Genomic DNA, 18,387 nt, shown 5'->3' on the forward strand with positions numbered 1-18,387 from the left:
TGTTTTTCTATAAAGGCCATCGCTTTCTCGTGAATAGGGATTGGAGCATAAGTCCCTTTTTTATCACCGGCATTATTGTCAAGGATTTCTTTTTCATTATTGTTGTACAAATGCCATGGATAATAACTATGTGCATTACGCTGACAGTTATAGCCATAAAACTCATCAAATCCCTTTGCAATAGGGTCTCCCGATGAATTAGGATAACCAAGCCCCCATTTCCCAAAAGCACCAGTAGCATAACCGTTTTGTTTGAACAATTCAGCAATGGTAAAATCTTCAGTTCTCAAAGGATGCTGGCCTTCGTTACTATGTCCCTTATTACCCCTGATATAAGTATGCCCGGTGTGCTGCCCAGTCATTAGGGCAGAGCGTGAAGGGGCACATACGGTACTACCAGAATAGTGCTGTGTAAATTTGATTCCTTTGGCAGCCAATTTATCTATATTAGGTGTTGTAAATTTGGTTTGCCCGTAGCAACTCAGGTCGGCATAACCCAGATCATCTGCCAGGATATAGATGACATTTGGTTTACTATTCTCTCGCACTTTCTTAACATTGCATGCACTCAACAAAGAGAGTAATAGTAGCATCAAAGACATCGGCTTTATAAATGATATAGTCTTCATTATAGTAAATTAATTAGATTGATATTTCGGATTCAATTCTGTTGGCACGGGCGCATTTGTTTCTTCACGCCACTTTTCGAGCATGCCTAATAATTCATCTGCTTTTTCCGGATTGGATTGAGCCAGGTTGTTTTGCTCACTCAAATCTTCTTTCAGATTATACAATTCAATGTCGTTATTCTCAAAATACTGAATGAGCTTCCAATCTCCATAACGAATGGCAGAGCCAGGACGGGTGCGGAATAAAGGGTCGAAAGTAGTGGTATCGTTTTTCACATATGCCGCGAGGTAAATTGGAAAATGCCAATAAAGCGGCCGGCTATCCATTTCTGATTGATTAGTCAGTAACGGTAGAATTGATTGGCCATCCAACACTTTACCAACTGGTTTTGATACACCTGCAACTTCAAGTATGGTTGGGTAAAAATCCAGATTGCTTATTGGTGTTTCAGACTTAGTACCTGCCGGAATATTACCCTTCCAATACGCAAACATAGGTTCTCGTATTCCACCTTCGTAATACGCCCCTTTACCTGAACGCAAAGGCCATTGTTTGGTGAATTTGTAGTGTCCTCCATTGTCGGAAATAAACAGGATAAAGGTATTTTCAAGTTGTCCGGATTCCTTCAGCCTGGCAATCATTCTTCCAATTTGTGTATCCAGATTCTCAACCATGGTAGCATATTTGGCATTATTCTGCCCATTCCATTCAGGCTTGTTTTCGTATTTAGCCAGTAGCTCTTTATAAGGTTGAATAGGGGCATGTACCGCATAGGGTGAATAGTAAAGGAAAAACGCTTGGTCTTTAACGGAGTTAAGAAAATCCAGTGTTTTATCCATTATAAGGTTAGTAAGGTAATAATCATCGCTTGGCGCCGTTAATGAAGGTACCCGTTTATATGGAGGATAGTAGCTGCCGGGATTACCGGAATGGTTGCCTCCAATATTTACATCAAAACCTTTTGTGGTCGGATCATCGTTCAAGTGCCATTTCCCTGCATGACAGGTAACATATCCTGCTTCCTTTAAAACTTCGGGTATGAGAATATTGTCTACAGGAATATAATCATTGTTTTTTGTAGGAACTAATTTACGAGTGGAGCTCTTCCCTCTGGCTGAAGGAGATACCGTATAAATTCCATGACGCTGCGGCCATTGTCCGCTCATCATATTGGCACGGCTTGGCGCACAATTCGAAGCTGAGGCATAGGCATTGGTGAAGATCATACCTTCTGCAGCTAAGGCATCCAGGTTGGGGGTTTCGTAATACTCAGAGCCCATAAAACCGACATCACGCCATCCCATATCATCAATATTAATAAGGAGTATATTTGGTCGAATCTCTTCTGTATTATTTTCAGCATTTTTTATTTCAGCACTATATATTTTGGCTTTATTACTGCACGAAAACAGCATAAGACAAATAAACGTAAGTGATAAACTTTGAATACAACTCTTTGCTTGTATCATCTTTATTTTTTTTTAAAAATATTGAATATTATATTACTCTTTCTGCCAGACAGACTTTTAATACCGTTTACTCATCAAAATACGCCTTTAGTGCATTCCATTTTTAAAGGCACGTTGATGATGTTATGGCATTATATTGGCGCATTATGAAATACAAATGGTATAACCTTTCATAATAATCCATTTAAAGGAAAGGATAGCAAGTAACCATCATTAACAATTTAAGCCTTAATAAACTGTTTCTCAAATATCTCTCCTTTAGTATGTGCTATTATTTTGCATACATAAACTCCAGATTTAAGGGGCTTAACCGAGATGCTAAGCTCCTTACTTCCTGCTAATTCGGCTCTATCATCACTATAGACTATATGCCCTGTAATATCATAAACAATTACTTCATACCTCCCTGAAAAACTATTATTTAGGCTAATATTTAGCATATCACCAGCAGGCAATGGATAAAGATTTATCATTTTCGAAGCTTCTGACATCGGATTACTAGAGGTCAGTTTTTCAAAAAAAAAAGAAATTGGATTTTTAGTCATCTCTGGCCCGCTCATAAACAGTTCAATTAACGGAGTTTTGAGCTCATTTTGCTGATAAAAAATTCGAACAGGGTGATATCCTGCTTTTAAGTTAACAACGCTTGATATTTCATTCTCTGAGAAATGAAAATCATTATCTAACAAGTGTATATCATGCAGCATAATATGACAATTGGAAGCTGAATTGAGATAAAAGGTATAGGTACCATCCCGAGGCACATTTACATAAGCATTGCAATAATAACCTACTTCTGAATCCTGTTCATCACTATTTATATCTTCCAGACTTTCGCAAATAACACTTTCGATAGGAGATAAATACTCAAAGTTAGGCACCCAAGCGTACTTTCCACTGTAAGTAGATTTGAGAAGGCCCCTTTTAACATTTTCTAGCTCTACTGCTGGAATTAATTCTTTATCGTATGGTCGATTAACAACTTCTGCTTTTCGTACCTGCAACACTTTATCTAGCATTTGTTGCTGCAGCACAGGCATACTAGAGGCAAGGTCATTTTCCTCACGTTCATCTTCAACTACATTATATATTTCAAAAGGGGTGCTATGATTTTGTACGTTGTAACGCACACCTTTGTAGTCTCCCATTCTTATCACCTGCATCTGTCCTCGTTTCCTTCCTCGTTTCGATAGTTCAAAATCTGAATATTTAGGTGTTGCACCGGCTGCCGTGTATTCGTGATAGGTATACCCTTTATCAACTTGCTTGTCATTTTCCTGTTTTAAGGATGGCATCAAAGAAACGCCATCGGTATAGGCTGGAACAGTTGTATTTGCCAGTTCACAAAAAGTAGCTAACCAGTCCCACTGTCCCGATGGAAAATCAACTTCAATTCCTGCAGGGATAACACCAGGGTAGTAACAAATGGTTGGCACCCTTATACCACCTTCCCACATATCGCGCTTAATACCGTTAAAATTACCATAGGACTGAAAAGATTGAGCTTTTTGTCCACCGGAGCTATGTGGTCCATTATCTGATGAGAAGACAATCATTGTTTGCTCATCGATGTTTAAGTCTTTTAATAGTTGTAATAAATCAGCCACGGCATTATCAACCCGTCGAATCATAGTGGCATGTTTCTTTTCATTTACCGTCCAATTTTTTGAAGCATAATCAGGATGAATGAATGAATCCTTGGTTCCAGAGGCGGTATTTACATAGGGAGTAGGCGAGTTGGCATTGGTCCATTGAAGCCCTCCGTTTAATCCGCCACCAGCTGGATAAGCCTGCGTAGGCACTTGTAAAGCTGAGTGTGGCACATCGTATGCCAAGTATAAAAAGAAAGGTTGCTCAGGATTGTTTGAGCGATGCTCGCTTATCCATTGTTTAGATTTTGCAGCAAAAGCGTCGGTGGTATAACAAAGTTCAGTATTGTCCATCAACATGTTATAACCATCGGTAAAATAGCAATACTTTTTAGTATTCGTAGGTTCAGGGTAATGAAGGTGCCCTTGGTTATGGTATAAAAAGCCAAAGAATTGATCAAAGCCTCTTTTCATAGGGTGAGCTTCTAAGCTCGCTGGATCGGGATAAGGATCTATACTTAAATTACGCTTCCCTGCCAGTCCTGATTTACCAATATGCATGGTTTTATATCCGGCTTTTGAAAGCACCTGAGCCACATTTAAACCATTGCTTAATGGCATATCAAATTGGTTGTCGCGTATACTGGCATGCCCTTGATGCAGCCCTTCTAAAAGCGATGAACGGGCCGGTGCACATACTGGTGCAGCAGTGTAGTGATGTGTTAACATAGCCCCTTCATTGGCTAACAAATCCATTTGTGGGCTTAGCATTTTTTTAGCACCTGTTTGCTGATTCTGCCAAAAGTTTCCAAGATCTCCGTAACCTAGGTCATCGAGATAGATGTAAATGATATTTGGTTCATTATTAGTATTTAGATGTGCCTTTTTAAACCATTGAGCCTGTAGCACCATACCGATGTTAAAGCACACCAATAAGATCGAAATCTTTATTTTCATACTTGTTTTTTTTGGAATTAATCTTAAAAAATTCTTTTCTAACACTTTTATCGACTTATCAGGCCTATCGCATCTCAATAGTGCGTATTTAGCTTAGCAAATGGTTAATTTCAAAGAAGCAACTGTAAATACCTTGTATTCTACCTAATATCTGAATGCATAGATCTGCCCAAAAATCTATGCATCCAAATTATTATCAAAGATATAATGTAAAACAGGATCTTGTGCATTAACATCAAGTAGTGATACGGTAACCACTACCAACAACATTACTTTTAAACATGTAATTTTTTTTCATAATATTTAATTTTTAAGTTTCTATTAATAGCACGTTCAACACATTGGGTCTTGCTTGAACAAACAGATTATCTTATATTCAATCAACATATTTGTTTAAATAAGTTGGTTCATTGTATATACTTCATCAAATATCTACTAAAAGACATCAACTTCACACACAGTAAGGTTTTCGGCACCAGTGAGTGCATCAGTCCATATCTGGTCAACTATAATTTTAAAGTATTGAGCCGACACACTATTGGCAAATGAAAGACTTAGCTCTTTAGCAGCGGCTAAGGACTCGGTCTGATAATTACCCTGCTCAGTCCAGGTAACATTATCATTGCTTGTTTGAATGATAATATGCTTGGGTCTAAATTGCTTACCATCTTTATTGCTAAATAAATAAACACCGTTCATCTCCATAACCGTGCCCATATTCACTGTAATTTCATGAGGGCCATGTTCCGCAATATTATAAGGCCAATTAGAATGCCAGTAGCTTCCGAAAAATCCATCTAGTAATAAATGGGCTTTTTCTTCGTCATTGGAGTGTGAATTACATTGAGCTGTCCAGGCAGAACGGTCTGATAAATTATAATAATTCGCATTATAATTATAAATGATATCATCATTTGGAATCATCGAAGCAATATCAGTGGTATAAGAATGCTTGGCAATCACTTTTTTAATACCATTTTCAAATATTACGTTTAAACTTATTTCACATTCATCTTTATTTATAGTCTGATATCCATTAAACAAATCTTCGTATGGAACTACAAATTCAACATTATACACTCCATGCTCAGAAAGTGTAGGTATTACCGTATAAGTAATTTCGTCGTAATTATCGTTTGGAGGTGAAGCACTTTCATTAACAAAGTCGAATCCAATATATACATTAGTAACTTTGGTATCCGCTATAAAGGAGGCATCAAACAGAATGCTATTATTGGCTAAATCTTTATCAATATTTATTTCATTTTTCTGCACCGCAGGTTGATCTCCATAGTAAATGATACCATTATCAGTTTTGTTAAAAACTGAATTGACATTTAAGATGGCACAACTACTTTTTGTTAAGTATACATTTTGTGGATTATTTTTAAAGGTTTGATTTCCATTGCCCATTAAGTTAGACATCGGCTTATCGGAAGCTTTATTCTTTACGTGTGGCAAATTTAATCCATGCCCTAATTCATGCATTATCCCACCTAATTTTTCATTATACAACAGATCTAAGCCATCTAACACCTCCCCACTCGGAACTACCTCAAAATTGTCGGGTGTTGTAGCCTGACACCATTTACCCAAACCAGCAAAACCTACGCCACTACCTCCAAGACCTAATATTATAGTATGCTCACTAAGCTCCATACCTTGGTTCGCATCAAAATAACCCTTTACTATTTTGTTAATATCAGACATTTTAAGGGCCTTGTAAAACTCACTTGTTTCAGGTGCATCAAACACATGTACTTTAACTGTTCCATATTGATTAGTTAATAAACCAAATGTTTTTGAACCAAAACCCTGCATTTCCATTTGTTTGGCGTACCAGACTTGTATAAATGAAAACATGTCAGATATATCACCTAGTATTTCATCATTAACAGGGTAATCTTGTGGTTTGAAATAAACAACATTTAAAGCTTGTTGGTCTTGCGGGCTAATTGACCAAACATCATCTTCCTTCACTGGAGGAGGAGGTTCATTTTCAATATCTAAATTCGCATCTTCCGAACATGAATTCAAAATAACAATTAATACCAAACCAAAAACAGATAGTAAATGTATGGGCTTACTGTTCAATTTTAGTCTTTGATTAACAAAGGAATATATTCTTTTCATTTTTTTAAAAGTCTTTCAATCTTATAAATATATAAGCAACAAGTGTCACCTAATACGTAATAGTTTTCATTAATCTTCGGTGAGATTTAAAAAGCCAAAACCAACTGTGTTCATATGGCATTAACTTCCATATGAACACACATTGCTGGTTTCAACCAACCATACCATAACCGCAATTGTTATGAAGAATGATTACTTTTATTTCTAAAATAATATTCACTTCTGGCTGTATCATCGTTACTAGCTAAGTTCAATAAAAATATGTCTATTGCCCCGCAGTACTTTGCATTACTTCTAATAATTGCTGCTCGGTCAATGCAAAATCATAAACACGCACGTCATCTATGCCTCCATCATTGATAAATGTGCCATGGAATAAATCACCACCTTTCCATTGTCCCCCGATTAGTGTATTTTCAGGATTTGAATTATTAACAGTGTTAATGACAATGGTTTCATCTGTGCCTCTTTCACCTACAAGACTATTGCTATTACCAACATATAAAACAGAACCTGACAAATAATCTGTTCCATCATGTGTAACGGCTACAAATGTCCATACACCAGGTATTAGAGGGTCGGTAAACGTACTTCCAACTCCTTGTATAGAAATCGTTAATTGATTTGTTTTAGAAATTACCAGATTATATCTTTTACCATTTGCTTCTGTACCCTTTGGTCTGGAACCAAAACCTACTATTGGTCTTACGATAGACGTGTTATTAGAAATTTTAACCCAAGCTGTAATCGTACGTTCTGAATTACCAGTAATACCACCCCAAGTACTTGTCAAATGGTTTGCCGGATTAATAGTTCCTTCATAAGCAGAGCCCGAACCATGACTTATATAAGTTGCTGTACCTCCGGAAGCAACACTCAAATTACCTGCAATACCAACAGTCCCATCATTGATTAAGCTATTCTCAAAATTATAATGCAATACAGGCAATATTTGCTTCACAATTGGCACCTCGACACGAGCATTAATACTACGGTAATCTGAACGATCACCATTTAGATACACAGTTGTTAATTTAAAGTTGTAAAGGCCTGATAGCTCAATATCCTGATAAAGAATACCTGTCTGATCGTTTGAGATGTTAGTTGTGCCTAAATCACTTTTACACTCAATGTAATCAACTCCTTCTCTATCAGATAATGTATATTTAATTTCAATGTGTTTATTATCGATTACCACAGCCTCTAAGTTAGTAACTACGTTCGGCACAAACTCTCCAGCGGTAGAACTAAGCATAATGGCCTCCGATTTAACACCGTTGGTGTACACAGTTGACAAATAAAAAGTATATTCTAAGGCAGGATCCAAAAACTCATAACGTTTAGTAGTTGAGTTAACTGAAATATTATGTGTACCTAAATCGCTGGTACATTCGATATAATCAACTTCTTCTGTTGTTGATAAAGCATATTGAATTTCGATGCTATTGGGTCCTTTAACAGTCACAGCATTGTCCACTACATTGGCTCTATCGCCATCTATCAAAACCTCTTCAGGAATTTGGTATTCTGTACATGAAAACAGAACAACTAAACCCATTATCAAGAGGCCTATGTTTAAACTTATTTTTCTCATACTTTTAATTTTAAATAGCGTTTCTTTCATCGCGGATCTTCATTCAATCCGCAATAAATCGGAACTTACTTGTTTACCATCCTGGATTTTGCTCCAGTTCAAAACTTCCAAATACTTCGCCCCGTGGAATTGGATACCTGTTCATATAGTTATCGAACACTCGTTCTTCCACTTGCTTTAGTGAATAGCTAAAAGATTCGTCCCACAGTAGATTACCGTCAGCATCTTCATCTTGCGCTCCATCATTATCTTCGTCACGAGGAATCAAACTACGCTCAATATCCACGCCATGAATTGGTTGATTAAACACCTGCTCGCCTATATTCCAACGGCGCACATCCCAGTGACGGTGGTTCTCAAATGCTAATTCTACACGACGCTCGTTGCGTAACTTTGTTCTGAACTCATTGGCATCAGCAGCAACCACATCGGGCATACCAGCACGCGCACGAACTTGATTTACAGCATCACGAGCAGTCATACCATAACCCTCAGGATCCACATCCGGATCGTTGTAAAGCTCATTCATAGCCTCAGCATAATTCAGTAACACCTCGGCATAACGGAACAAGAACCAGTTATGTTGCTTTATATTACCTGCAATAAAATCTAAATCGGTATGAATGTATTTTTTTAGATAATAACCAGTGCGTGTCCCCATGCTAAACTCCTGAACTGGGGCATCTAAACCATCTTTAAAAACTTCAACTTTGCGGGCAAAATTGGCATTACCCACATCCATTTGTGTACCGTTGTAAATAATTGTTTCATAGAAACGTGGATCGCGATTTGCATAAGGATTAGCAGCGTGCTCTACATTGTTCCAGTCAAAAACACTACCATCAGCCATTTCAAAAGCATCCACTAGTTCTTGCGTTGGATTCGTTAAGCCTTTGCCAGCCTCGAAACCAATAGGATAATTATTTTTCTCCAGACTATTAGCAGAAGCTAGCTTCCTATCAAAAATAACATCGGTATTTTCTAAGTGCAAACCAGAACCTGGCGTAAATAAACTGGTATAATCTACTCCATCAACACTATACCCCATGTTAAACAGGCGCGATGCATTCACAGCACAACTGTCTAAGAAACGGTTATAACTACCATCTGGGTTGTTTAAAGCACTCGCCGCATATAAAAAGGTGCGTACTTTTAATGCTAAGGCTGCGCCTTTAGTTGCATGACCCATGTCTGAATTAGCCACACCAGCATTATCACGTAAATACACTAATGCTTCGTCACAAGTGGCTGCAATATATTCAACCACTTCATGAAATGACTTTTTTGTAGGATCTGCAGGTGTATATTCATCAACCCACTCGTCAACAATTGGCACACCACCATAGCGTTTAATTAACTCAAAGTAGAAATAGGCTTTTAAGAAACGTGCTTCGCCTCTCCACCAAGTTAAATCCTCCATATTAGCATCATAAGAGTCATTCCACCTATCTTTGTAAAAAGTAAGTGTATCCGAATTGGCAATAAACGAATTAGCTAAACGAATTCCCTTATAATTAACCGACCAAGAACTGTTCGGATGATTAAAAGCACTTAATGCGCCAGAATTAAATCGTTCTATATCACTACTCAAGTTCGCATGTTCGGCATCATCTGTTGATGCCGCTAAGAACGCCCCTTCAACAGAAGCAAAAGTACCTGGTGTCTTGCTATAAATTGATGCTAAGTAGCGTTTAACAAGAGAATACTCTGTCCATACCAGTTCATCTGTGTAAGCCTTATCTACATCATATTCCATATTATCAGAACAAGAGTAGCTACTTAAAGCGACCACACAACAGATACATATTATTATAAAATTATTAAAATTCCTCATTTTCTTACCCTTTAAAATTGTACGTTTAGACCTATATTAAATGATTTTAATAAAGGATGACCTGAGCGTACTTCAGGATCAATATCCCCATCAATATTATGTAGCACGGCTAGATTGTGTCCACGTATATACAACTTGGCACTGGACATTTTAATACGACTTAAAACAGAGCTATTAAATTTATATCCCAATTCAGCAGTACGTAATCGCAAATAATTACCATTTTGCATATACATTGTACTGGCCACATAATTGTTGTAATTATCCTGTACAGTTAAACGAGGTAATGATGCACTGTTGCTTCTTTCGGGTGTCCAATAGTTAGCTGCCGCATATTCTGATACATTCCCATATCCTGAACCTAATGGACGATAGATATCATGTCCGTTCATCATTAGATCACGCTGACTACCATCAAGAGATGCGGATATGTATATTCCTTTATACTCAAGACCAAGGTTCATACCATAGTGCATCTGAGGAAAACTATTTCCAATGACAGTACGATCATACTCATCAATCATATTATCCCCGGGTGTAATGTTTAAATATTTAACATCGCCCGCTTGCACCCGATCCAAAGTATTCACCGGCGAAGATGCAATGTCAGAAGCATCCTGGTAAAACCCATCGGCAATATAACCATAAATAGCAGTGATAGATTGCCCCACCATTGGTGTAGGGTCATTTTCTAGCTGGTAAAATTTAGTGATTTCATTTTGAGCAAAACCAATATTTCCTTCCACATACCACGACCAACCCGTAGCTAAAGTTTCTGCGTAAGAGAGACTTGATTCAAAGCCAGCGTTCTTAACCTCACCGTAATTAACTTGGGGCACAGCAAAACCAACCATATCTGTCACCACAGGGTTGATAGATTGCAATATATCGGTATTTGTTTGATTAAAATAGTCAAATGAAAGATTCACTTTTTGGAATAAAACAGCATCAAATCCAATATTGAACTGATGATTTTTTGACCACTCCAACTTATCATTCACACCAGTAGATTCACTTAAACCTGTCACATTGCCACCTGTTCTAGCAAAACGGTATGAACCATCACTAGAATAGTCCGAAACATGAGAAAAACGCCCATAACCATCTAATAAGCTACTTCCTGTAATACCATAACTACTGCGCATCTTAAGATAACTCAACCATTCCATATCGCTTAAGAAAGCTTCATTACTCATAACCCATGAAGCCCCTATCGCTGGGAAAAAGCCATATTGATTATCCGGATTATAAGAATTATTACCATTGTAAGCCCCTACAATATCAATAAAATAGGTGCTTTTATAACCATAATTAGCACGTAATGATAGACCTTGGAAGTTAAATGGCTCAGCATTATTTTGTTGAACATATGAACTATAGTCATATAATAACATAGCATTAATTGCATGATCTCCAAATGCACGATCATAGTTCAAATAAGCACGGTAAGTTTCTGTTCTGTATTGTGATACCGTGCGCGCTAAAGAAGTTATAGTCTTCTCTTGCCCAAAAGGTATATAACTTACTCCCAATGATCCATCCTCTTGCTGGGTCAATTGACGATCATACACTTCATAAGATGCTGTAAAACGCTCATTTCCCGTAAAAGCATTAATGTAAGATCCTTCTACACTAGCCGTTAAACCATCAGCAATAACATCTAAATCATAATTTAAACGAAGGTTAAAGTTTACAAAACGGGTATGTGAATCAGTGTAGCCTTTTCCAGCAATCTGTGCCATCGGGTTAGCGCGATACTGGTTAGAGCCACCATAGCTACCATTTTCGTTGTACAATACATAACGATTAGCTGGTGAGCTCATAATATTGCTGAACAAACTGGCAGTACCAACTTCTGGATCGTTCCTATTTTCAAGTCGACCTCCGATACCTAAGTTTAAATCAAATTTCGATGTTAAATAAATGTCCGCATTGGTTCGGAAATTTATACGATTAAAGTTATTGGCTGTGCTATACTGCTGATTCTCTTCGGTATGCTTAAACAACCCATCTGCATGCATGTAACCAATGAGAGAGTAATACTTAACGCGATCTGATCCCCCTCTAAATTCAAGACTGGTATTCATATAATCTGTAGCACTCTTCAACATCTCTTCCTGCCAATCCACATTCGGATAATTATAAGGATCGTTATCTAGGCGGTAGCCTTCAAGCTCGTCGTTTGAATAACGAGGGGCTAAACCATCATTATCATGAGCCTCATTTACCATGTTTGAGTAATTATAAGCATCAACGTATTCAGGCAGCGTTGTTGGCATTAAAGTACCAAAGTCGGCATTTACCTTAATAGACGTTTTGCCATCGTAACCACGCTTAGTTGTCACCAAAATAACACCATTGGCAGCACGTAAACCATACATAGCCGTCGCCACAGCATCTTTCAATACAGTAATACTCTCAATTTCATAATTATTTAAATGAGAGAAATTACTCGGAAAACCATCTACCAAGATTAATGGAGCTGCATCTCTGAAAGAGCTCAAACCACGAACATACATTGACAAACCATTACTACCAGGTTCTCCCCCACTCATTAAAGTGGTTAATCCGGCCAATTGACCAATAGTGGCATGCTCAGTATTCGTAAAGCTAGTCGCTTCTATTTTATCAGCAGTTAAAACATCCATAGCTGATGAACTGGCCAAACGGTTAACCTTACCGTAGGCTCCATCAACCGTTTTGACAAAAGGGTTATCGTGCAAGCTATAAACAGCACCTTCGCCTTTAACAAGTAGTTCGTTTACTTTTTGCCCTTCAAAGTATACCTCCAGTAAATCATCGGTAGAAGCATTAATAATAAACTCACCTAGCTTACCAGAAATTGCTTCGTCACCGTTTTTAGGGTTCTTAATCAGGTAACCGGTCAGCACCTTATTTTTACTACTCTTTATTGATCCGGATACCTCTTGAGCAAAGGCATTAACACCAGATGCGATGAATAACAGTAGCAGGATATAAATCCTTGTATATTTATATATTTTCATAATCGATTGCTCTTTTAATAACCAGGATTTTGAACAAGACCTTTGCCTTTATTGATTTCATAACGAGGAAAAGGCATCAGATATAATTTATCTTTCCAGATACGTTGTACGGTAGTTGGACACTCCTTAATCATATAGTCTCCAAACTCATAGGGCACTCCACTTTCATCTACTACACCATTCGCTACATCATCTTCATTTATACGATGCACACCAAACTTAGTAGCACCAATGGTTTCAGCTGCTATTTTCCAGCGTTTAACATCAAAGAAACGCTGATCTTCGAAAATCATCTCAATGGCACGTTCTTTACGAATCATTTCTCGCATAACATCTTGTGATGCTGCAGCAAGTGGTGTTACACCGGCTCTGATTCGAATTTTATTAAGATTCGTAACAATATCACCATTACCAGGATCTGCTTCGTTTAAGGCTTCAGCATAATTAAGATATAGCTCTGGCAAGCGCATGTAAATATACGGTGCATCGTATCTTAAGTTTGTGTTAGCTGTTTGTAGATCCTCGTGCATAAACTTACGCATATAGAAACCCGTAATCCATCCGTTAACTAGCAAATTATTAGATTTTGGAGAAACAGCTGGGGCATCCATACTATTGTAAATATTAGCATTAATGGTTAAGCCACCAAAATCCGCTTTATCGTGTACAATTGATGCCTGAAATCGAGGCTCCATAGTTGCCCAAGGGTTTTCGGCTCTGTAATTAATAGGAGCTCCATCAATGGTCTCATACATCGAGATGATGTTTTGAGTGGGATTGTTCCAACCTGCACCGTTATTGTTGGCCCCATCTCGAGGAGGTAAAAAGCGACCATACCATCCACTCGCACTTTTACTATTGTTAAAATTAGCAACTCTTCTCGAAAAAAGAATGGCTTCCGTATTTCCAAAAACCTCACGCGTGGCCAAGGTATAGTCCTCTATAGGTTGACCTGTATTGACTAGTGTGTACCCTGCTCCTTCACAATACTGTATGGCCTCACGTGTTACATCGGCAGCTTTTTGCCAAAGCGAAGCATCGTATCCTCCCATCCAGATCAAATTATTATTTGCAGGATTGTCCATTTGCATATAAGGCGCATCAGCATTAAACAAGGGGCTAGCAGCCCACAACCACAAGCGCGAACGCAAAAAGTAGGCACTGGCACGTGTTACTCGTCCCTGATTAGCATCGTTATAACTCTCTGGTAAGTTAGGCAGAGCCTCCATAATCATGTCATCTACTCGCTGTATGATATCTGCTAAAGGCGGACGCTCTTCAGATGGGTTATCATTTGGGGTCAGAGCTTTTCCCACCCAGGGCACACTGCCATATCGTTTAATCATCTCAAAATAACCAATGGCGTTAAGCATTTGTGCCTGAGCCCTGGTTGTTTTTACAAATTCACTTGAAGCTCCACGCGTGTTAGAAACCCCCTCAATATACGTAAAGGCTCGATTAAATAATTTGTAAGGCTCTTCAAAAATATGTTCCTGATAACGTACGGCCGGGTCTTTACCAATATTAGGAGCATCCTTACCTACATTATCAGCCGATAATTGGGCATCTCCATAGTAAAAAACTCTCGCTCCATTCCATACCGAACCGGTTACACCCTCATCACAAATGGTTGCCGTAATATTACCTTTGATACGACTTAGATTGCGCGTGCTATTGGAAAAGGCATTCGTTGGCCATAAATAAGGCACCTGATCATAAGCCGAATTTAACAATTTCTCAGCGTTGATCATGCTGTTAAAAATGGTATCCTGATTAATGTTAGCCTCAATGGGCTCCTGGAAAAAATCATTGCAACCAGTGTTTAAGTTCAAGAGACCTAACACTACAATTACACTACTTATATAAAATTTTATCTTTCTCATTTCAAACAATTTTAGAATGAAACATTAAGACCCATGGTATACACTCTATTGGGTCCAATTGGTGCTTGAGCACCTGATTTTGTTTCTGGGTCAACAAAATCAAGATTAGTCCAAGTCAGCAAATTCGTTCCACTGGCATAAATACGAACGGACGAAATACCCATATTCTTTAAAGTTTTACCTTTTAAGCGATAAGCCAATTCAAGGTTTTTTAATCGAATATAGGAGGCATTTCTAAACCAAAAATCTGAATTTTGATAATTGTGCGCGTGTTTACCCGTTGCGGAGATACGTGGGTATTCAATTGTTTCACCTGCTGCAGCACGTTCAGGGGTCCAGCGCGTTAATAAAATTTCTTGAGCTCCGTTACCAATACCAGAAATAAAAGGCTCACGTATAAAATTGGAAATATTGTAAGTAACATCACCTACCCCTTGAAAAAACACATTTAATGACCAGTTTTTATAACTGAAATTCGAACCAAAACCATATGAAAATTGAGGCACGGTTAAGTTGCTAAAAACTTTTTTATCCAAATCATCAATAATACCATCGCCGTTTAAATCTTCAAACTTTAAATCACCGGCCTGCAATCCCTGCCCCACATATGACGATGATGCTACCTGAGCGTCACCGACCCATGCGTTAGCTTCTAGATAATCGATATCATCCTGTGAATAAAATCCTTTTGAAACAAAACCATAAATGGATTTCGGGTGCCTTCCGGTCACTTCCTGCCATTCGTAATCCTGTGCAATTTCATCAGTATACACCAATTCTTTATCTACTTGGTTTAGGTTAGCAAAAATGTTCACTTTTAGCTTGCCAAGATTAACAGAATAGTCTCCTTGTAATTCGTAACCCCAAACACGTTCCTCTCTAATGTTGCCGGGTACATTCTCTGGCAATCCTATGATAGATGCAACATTCTCAGATCGATATAATATATCTTTCTTATCCGTATTAAACACATCAGCTTGTAATTTTAATTTACCATCAAACCAACGTGTTTCCAAGGCTAGGTTTTGTTGAGAACTGGTTGCCCAAGCAATTAAGGGATTACCAACACCAGTTTGCAAGGCCTGACCTTGACCAACAGGATTCAAACCAAATAGGTTACCACCAGAGTAGGATATAGAATAAGTATCATAATAGCCGAAGCGTCCAATTCCACCGTCATTACCAGTTGTACCATAAGACGCTCTGAATTTCACGAAGGATAAAATGTCATTTTTAGGGAAGAAATTCTCATTACTTAACACCCAACCACCAGAGATAGCAGGGAAGAAGCCATATCTATTTTCTTGAGCAAACGTTTCTGATCCGTTGTAACCAGCGTTAAATTCAAGAAAGTATTTATCGGCAAAATTGTAAGAAAATCGACCTGCCATCTCAACATATTTCCTAGGAACATATGTTGGGGCATTTTTATTGTTGTCACCTCCAGATAAAAAGCCAACTTCATTAGTAGTAAAAACACCTACTGCCCCAACGTTATGGCGACCAAATGAACGCTTGTAGTTAAGCTTTAGACGAACATTAACCGTTTTGGTTTGAGTTTCTGTATTCCTATTACTACCTAAGGTTGTTTCTGAACCGAAACGTTTTAGGTTTAAATCACCCTCCGGGTCATAGTCACCAACAATTTCGTACACCGGTACACTATTATTGGCTGTAAAGGTATTGCTATATCCATGATCGTATGAGAAGGTTCCATCAAACTTTAGACCCTTAGTGATAAATTCAAGGTTCTGATGAATAGTCGCTGAAAACTGCATCTTATTAGTATACTTTTCTCGATAACCAGAATCGTAAATTTGCTGTAATGGCGTGGCATTTACCACATTATTGTTTACACGTATTATTTTACCATCTACAAAAGATACAGCATCAGCTGGTGCTTTAAACATTTCCCGAGTAAAACCTTCCCAACCTAAGGCTGGTTCATGACGGTTTCCGAACTGACCTGCTGCACTTGCACTTAAAACAGTGGTATTGGTCAAATCAATATCTAAATTCGCTCTAAGGTTATAACGTTTATATTTGGATTCATCATCGTAACCAACATTAAAATCCTTGTAGGCATCACGCTCTTGCATATAACCAATGGAGGTAAAATAACGTACTTTTTGGTGACCACCTGAAATATTGACAGTATAACGCTGACGATGACCAAACTTATTGGTTAAATCATCATACCAATGATTATTGGGATGAGTAACAGGGCTGGAACCTGTGCGAAATTTTTCAATATCTTCATCTGAATAAATCGGAATATCACCGTCATTAATACGACCTTCATTATGCAAAACAGCATAGTTATAAGCATCTAAAGTGCTCAAAATATCGCCACGCTGCATCAATCCGAATTCGGTTTTAACCGATATTTTTGCTGGCCCATCTTTACCTCGTTTGGTGGTGACAATAATAACACCGTTACCACCGCGAATACCATAAACAGCTGTTGCTGATGCATCCTTTAAGGTAGTGATGCTTTCAATTTCATCAGGATCCAGATCCTGAAAACCGCGCTCTACCCCATCGACTAAAATCAAAGGATTACCCTCAGATCCACGAATACTTATTGTACTTGCCCCGTCTCCTGCCTGGCCACTGGACTGTACGACAACCGTACCTGGCATTCGCCCTGTCAAAGCGGTTGCTACCGATGATGATGATGCTGTAGCAAGGTCTTCCGTTTTAATGGTATTTACAGCACCTGTAACACTAATACGCTTTTGCGTACCGTATCCAACCACAACCACCTCATCAACATTGTTAATATCCGACTCCATTACCACATCCAACCGGGTCTGTTCAGCAAAAGCAATCTCCTGAGTTTTCATTCCTATAAATGAAAAGACAATAACTGATTCTTTTACATTGCTAATGGTAATCACATAATTACCATCTAAATCGGTGATACCTCCAATAGTAGTTCCTTTAATAGAAACGTTAACGCCAGGTATTGTCAATCCTTCTGTATCTGTTACATTACCATTAATGGTAACTTCCTGAGCAAATGCATTCGCGCCCATGAATAGTACAACTACAAAAGCCATTAATCGTAATACACAACTACCTCTGGCTTTTCTTTCTTTTTTCATAAAAATTAATCTTTAGTTATACGAGTTCAACTACTTACAATTTGAATTAGCACAATCAAAAAAACAGTTAATACCACAAAGAGAATGTATAACACATACGTCATGTGCTTTTCTTTTTCAGAACTATTTACTTTTCGAAATTTCCAATTATTAAAACCCATTAATAAGCTCATTGAAACGTTAAAT

The 18,387-nt window shown here is 38.1% G+C and carries 9 protein-coding genes; all 9 read right to left on the reverse strand.

Going from position 1 to position 18,387, the window contains the following annotated elements; translation table 11 throughout:
• The coding region (locus FNN09_RS13785; protein WP_143302958.1) for a sulfatase-like hydrolase/transferase at positions 1-629 on the reverse strand (629 nt) is incomplete at its 3' end.
• Between the two features lie 9 nt (positions 630-638).
• Positions 639-2,099 (reverse strand): sulfatase, encoded by a 1,461-nt coding sequence (locus FNN09_RS13790; protein WP_221932504.1) that lies wholly within the window; start codon positions 2,097-2,099, stop codon positions 639-641.
• Positions 2,100-2,320: 221 nt separating this feature from the next.
• Positions 2,321-4,645: a sulfatase-like hydrolase/transferase gene (locus FNN09_RS13795; protein WP_143302959.1), complete on the reverse strand. Its 2,325-nt coding sequence runs from the start codon at positions 4,643-4,645 to the stop codon at positions 2,321-2,323.
• Positions 4,646-5,080: 435 nt separating this feature from the next.
• Positions 5,081-6,778 carry a discoidin domain-containing protein gene (locus tag FNN09_RS13800; protein ID WP_143302960.1) on the reverse strand — a complete coding sequence of 566 codons (1,698 nt, stop codon included), beginning with the start codon at positions 6,776-6,778 and terminating at the stop codon, positions 5,081-5,083.
• Positions 6,779-7,043: 265 nt separating this feature from the next.
• Positions 7,044-8,372, reverse strand: coding sequence for a LamG domain-containing protein (locus tag FNN09_RS13805; RefSeq protein ID WP_185969009.1), 1,329 nt, complete (start codon positions 8,370-8,372; stop codon positions 7,044-7,046).
• A gap of 73 nt (positions 8,373-8,445) precedes the next feature.
• Entirely contained in the window at positions 8,446-10,206 is a 1,761-nt protein-coding gene (locus FNN09_RS13810) for a RagB/SusD family nutrient uptake outer membrane protein (RefSeq protein ID WP_143302962.1), read from the reverse strand.
• An 11-nt stretch (positions 10,207-10,217) separates the two neighbouring features.
• On the reverse strand, positions 10,218-13,211 hold the full coding sequence (locus tag FNN09_RS13815; protein WP_143302963.1) for a SusC/RagA family TonB-linked outer membrane protein: 2,994 nt from the start codon (positions 13,209-13,211) through the stop codon (positions 10,218-10,220).
• Between the two features lie 14 nt (positions 13,212-13,225).
• A complete protein-coding gene (locus FNN09_RS13820) occupies positions 13,226-15,094 on the reverse strand; it encodes a RagB/SusD family nutrient uptake outer membrane protein (RefSeq protein WP_143302964.1) in 1,869 nt (622 codons plus the stop codon).
• Positions 15,095-15,105: 11 nt separating this feature from the next.
• Positions 15,106-18,201 carry a TonB-dependent receptor gene (locus FNN09_RS13825; protein WP_143302965.1) on the reverse strand — a complete coding sequence of 1,032 codons (3,096 nt, stop codon included), beginning with the start codon at positions 18,199-18,201 and terminating at the stop codon, positions 15,106-15,108.
• Positions 18,202-18,387: the final 186 nt, after the last annotated feature.

Origin of the sequence: Carboxylicivirga sp. M1479 (genome assembly GCF_007097485.1) — a bacterium.
Taxonomy (GTDB): Bacteria; Bacteroidota; Bacteroidia; order Bacteroidales; family Marinilabiliaceae; genus Carboxylicivirga.

Coding starts and splice junctions, on each gene's coding strand:
- FNN09_RS13795 (WP_143302959.1), bottom strand. CDS start 4,645: ATGAAAATAAAGATTTCGATCTTATTGGTGTGCTTTAACATCGGTATG.
- FNN09_RS13805 (WP_185969009.1), bottom strand. CDS start 8,372: ATGAGAAAAATAAGTTTAAACATAGGCCTCTTGATAATGGGTTTAGTT.
- FNN09_RS13800 (WP_143302960.1), bottom strand. CDS start 6,778: ATGAAAAGAATATATTCCTTTGTTAATCAAAGACTAAAATTGAACAGT.
- FNN09_RS13790 (WP_221932504.1), bottom strand. CDS start 2,099: ATGATACAAGCAAAGAGTTGTATTCAAAGTTTATCACTTACGTTTATT.
- FNN09_RS13825 (WP_143302965.1), bottom strand. CDS start 18,201: ATGAAAAAAGAAAGAAAAGCCAGAGGTAGTTGTGTATTACGATTAATG.
- FNN09_RS13810 (WP_143302962.1), bottom strand. CDS start 10,206: ATGAGGAATTTTAATAATTTTATAATAATATGTATCTGTTGTGTGGTC.
- FNN09_RS13815 (WP_143302963.1), bottom strand. CDS start 13,211: ATGAAAATATATAAATATACAAGGATTTATATCCTGCTACTGTTATTC.
- FNN09_RS13820 (WP_143302964.1), bottom strand. CDS start 15,094: ATGAGAAAGATAAAATTTTATATAAGTAGTGTAATTGTAGTGTTAGGT.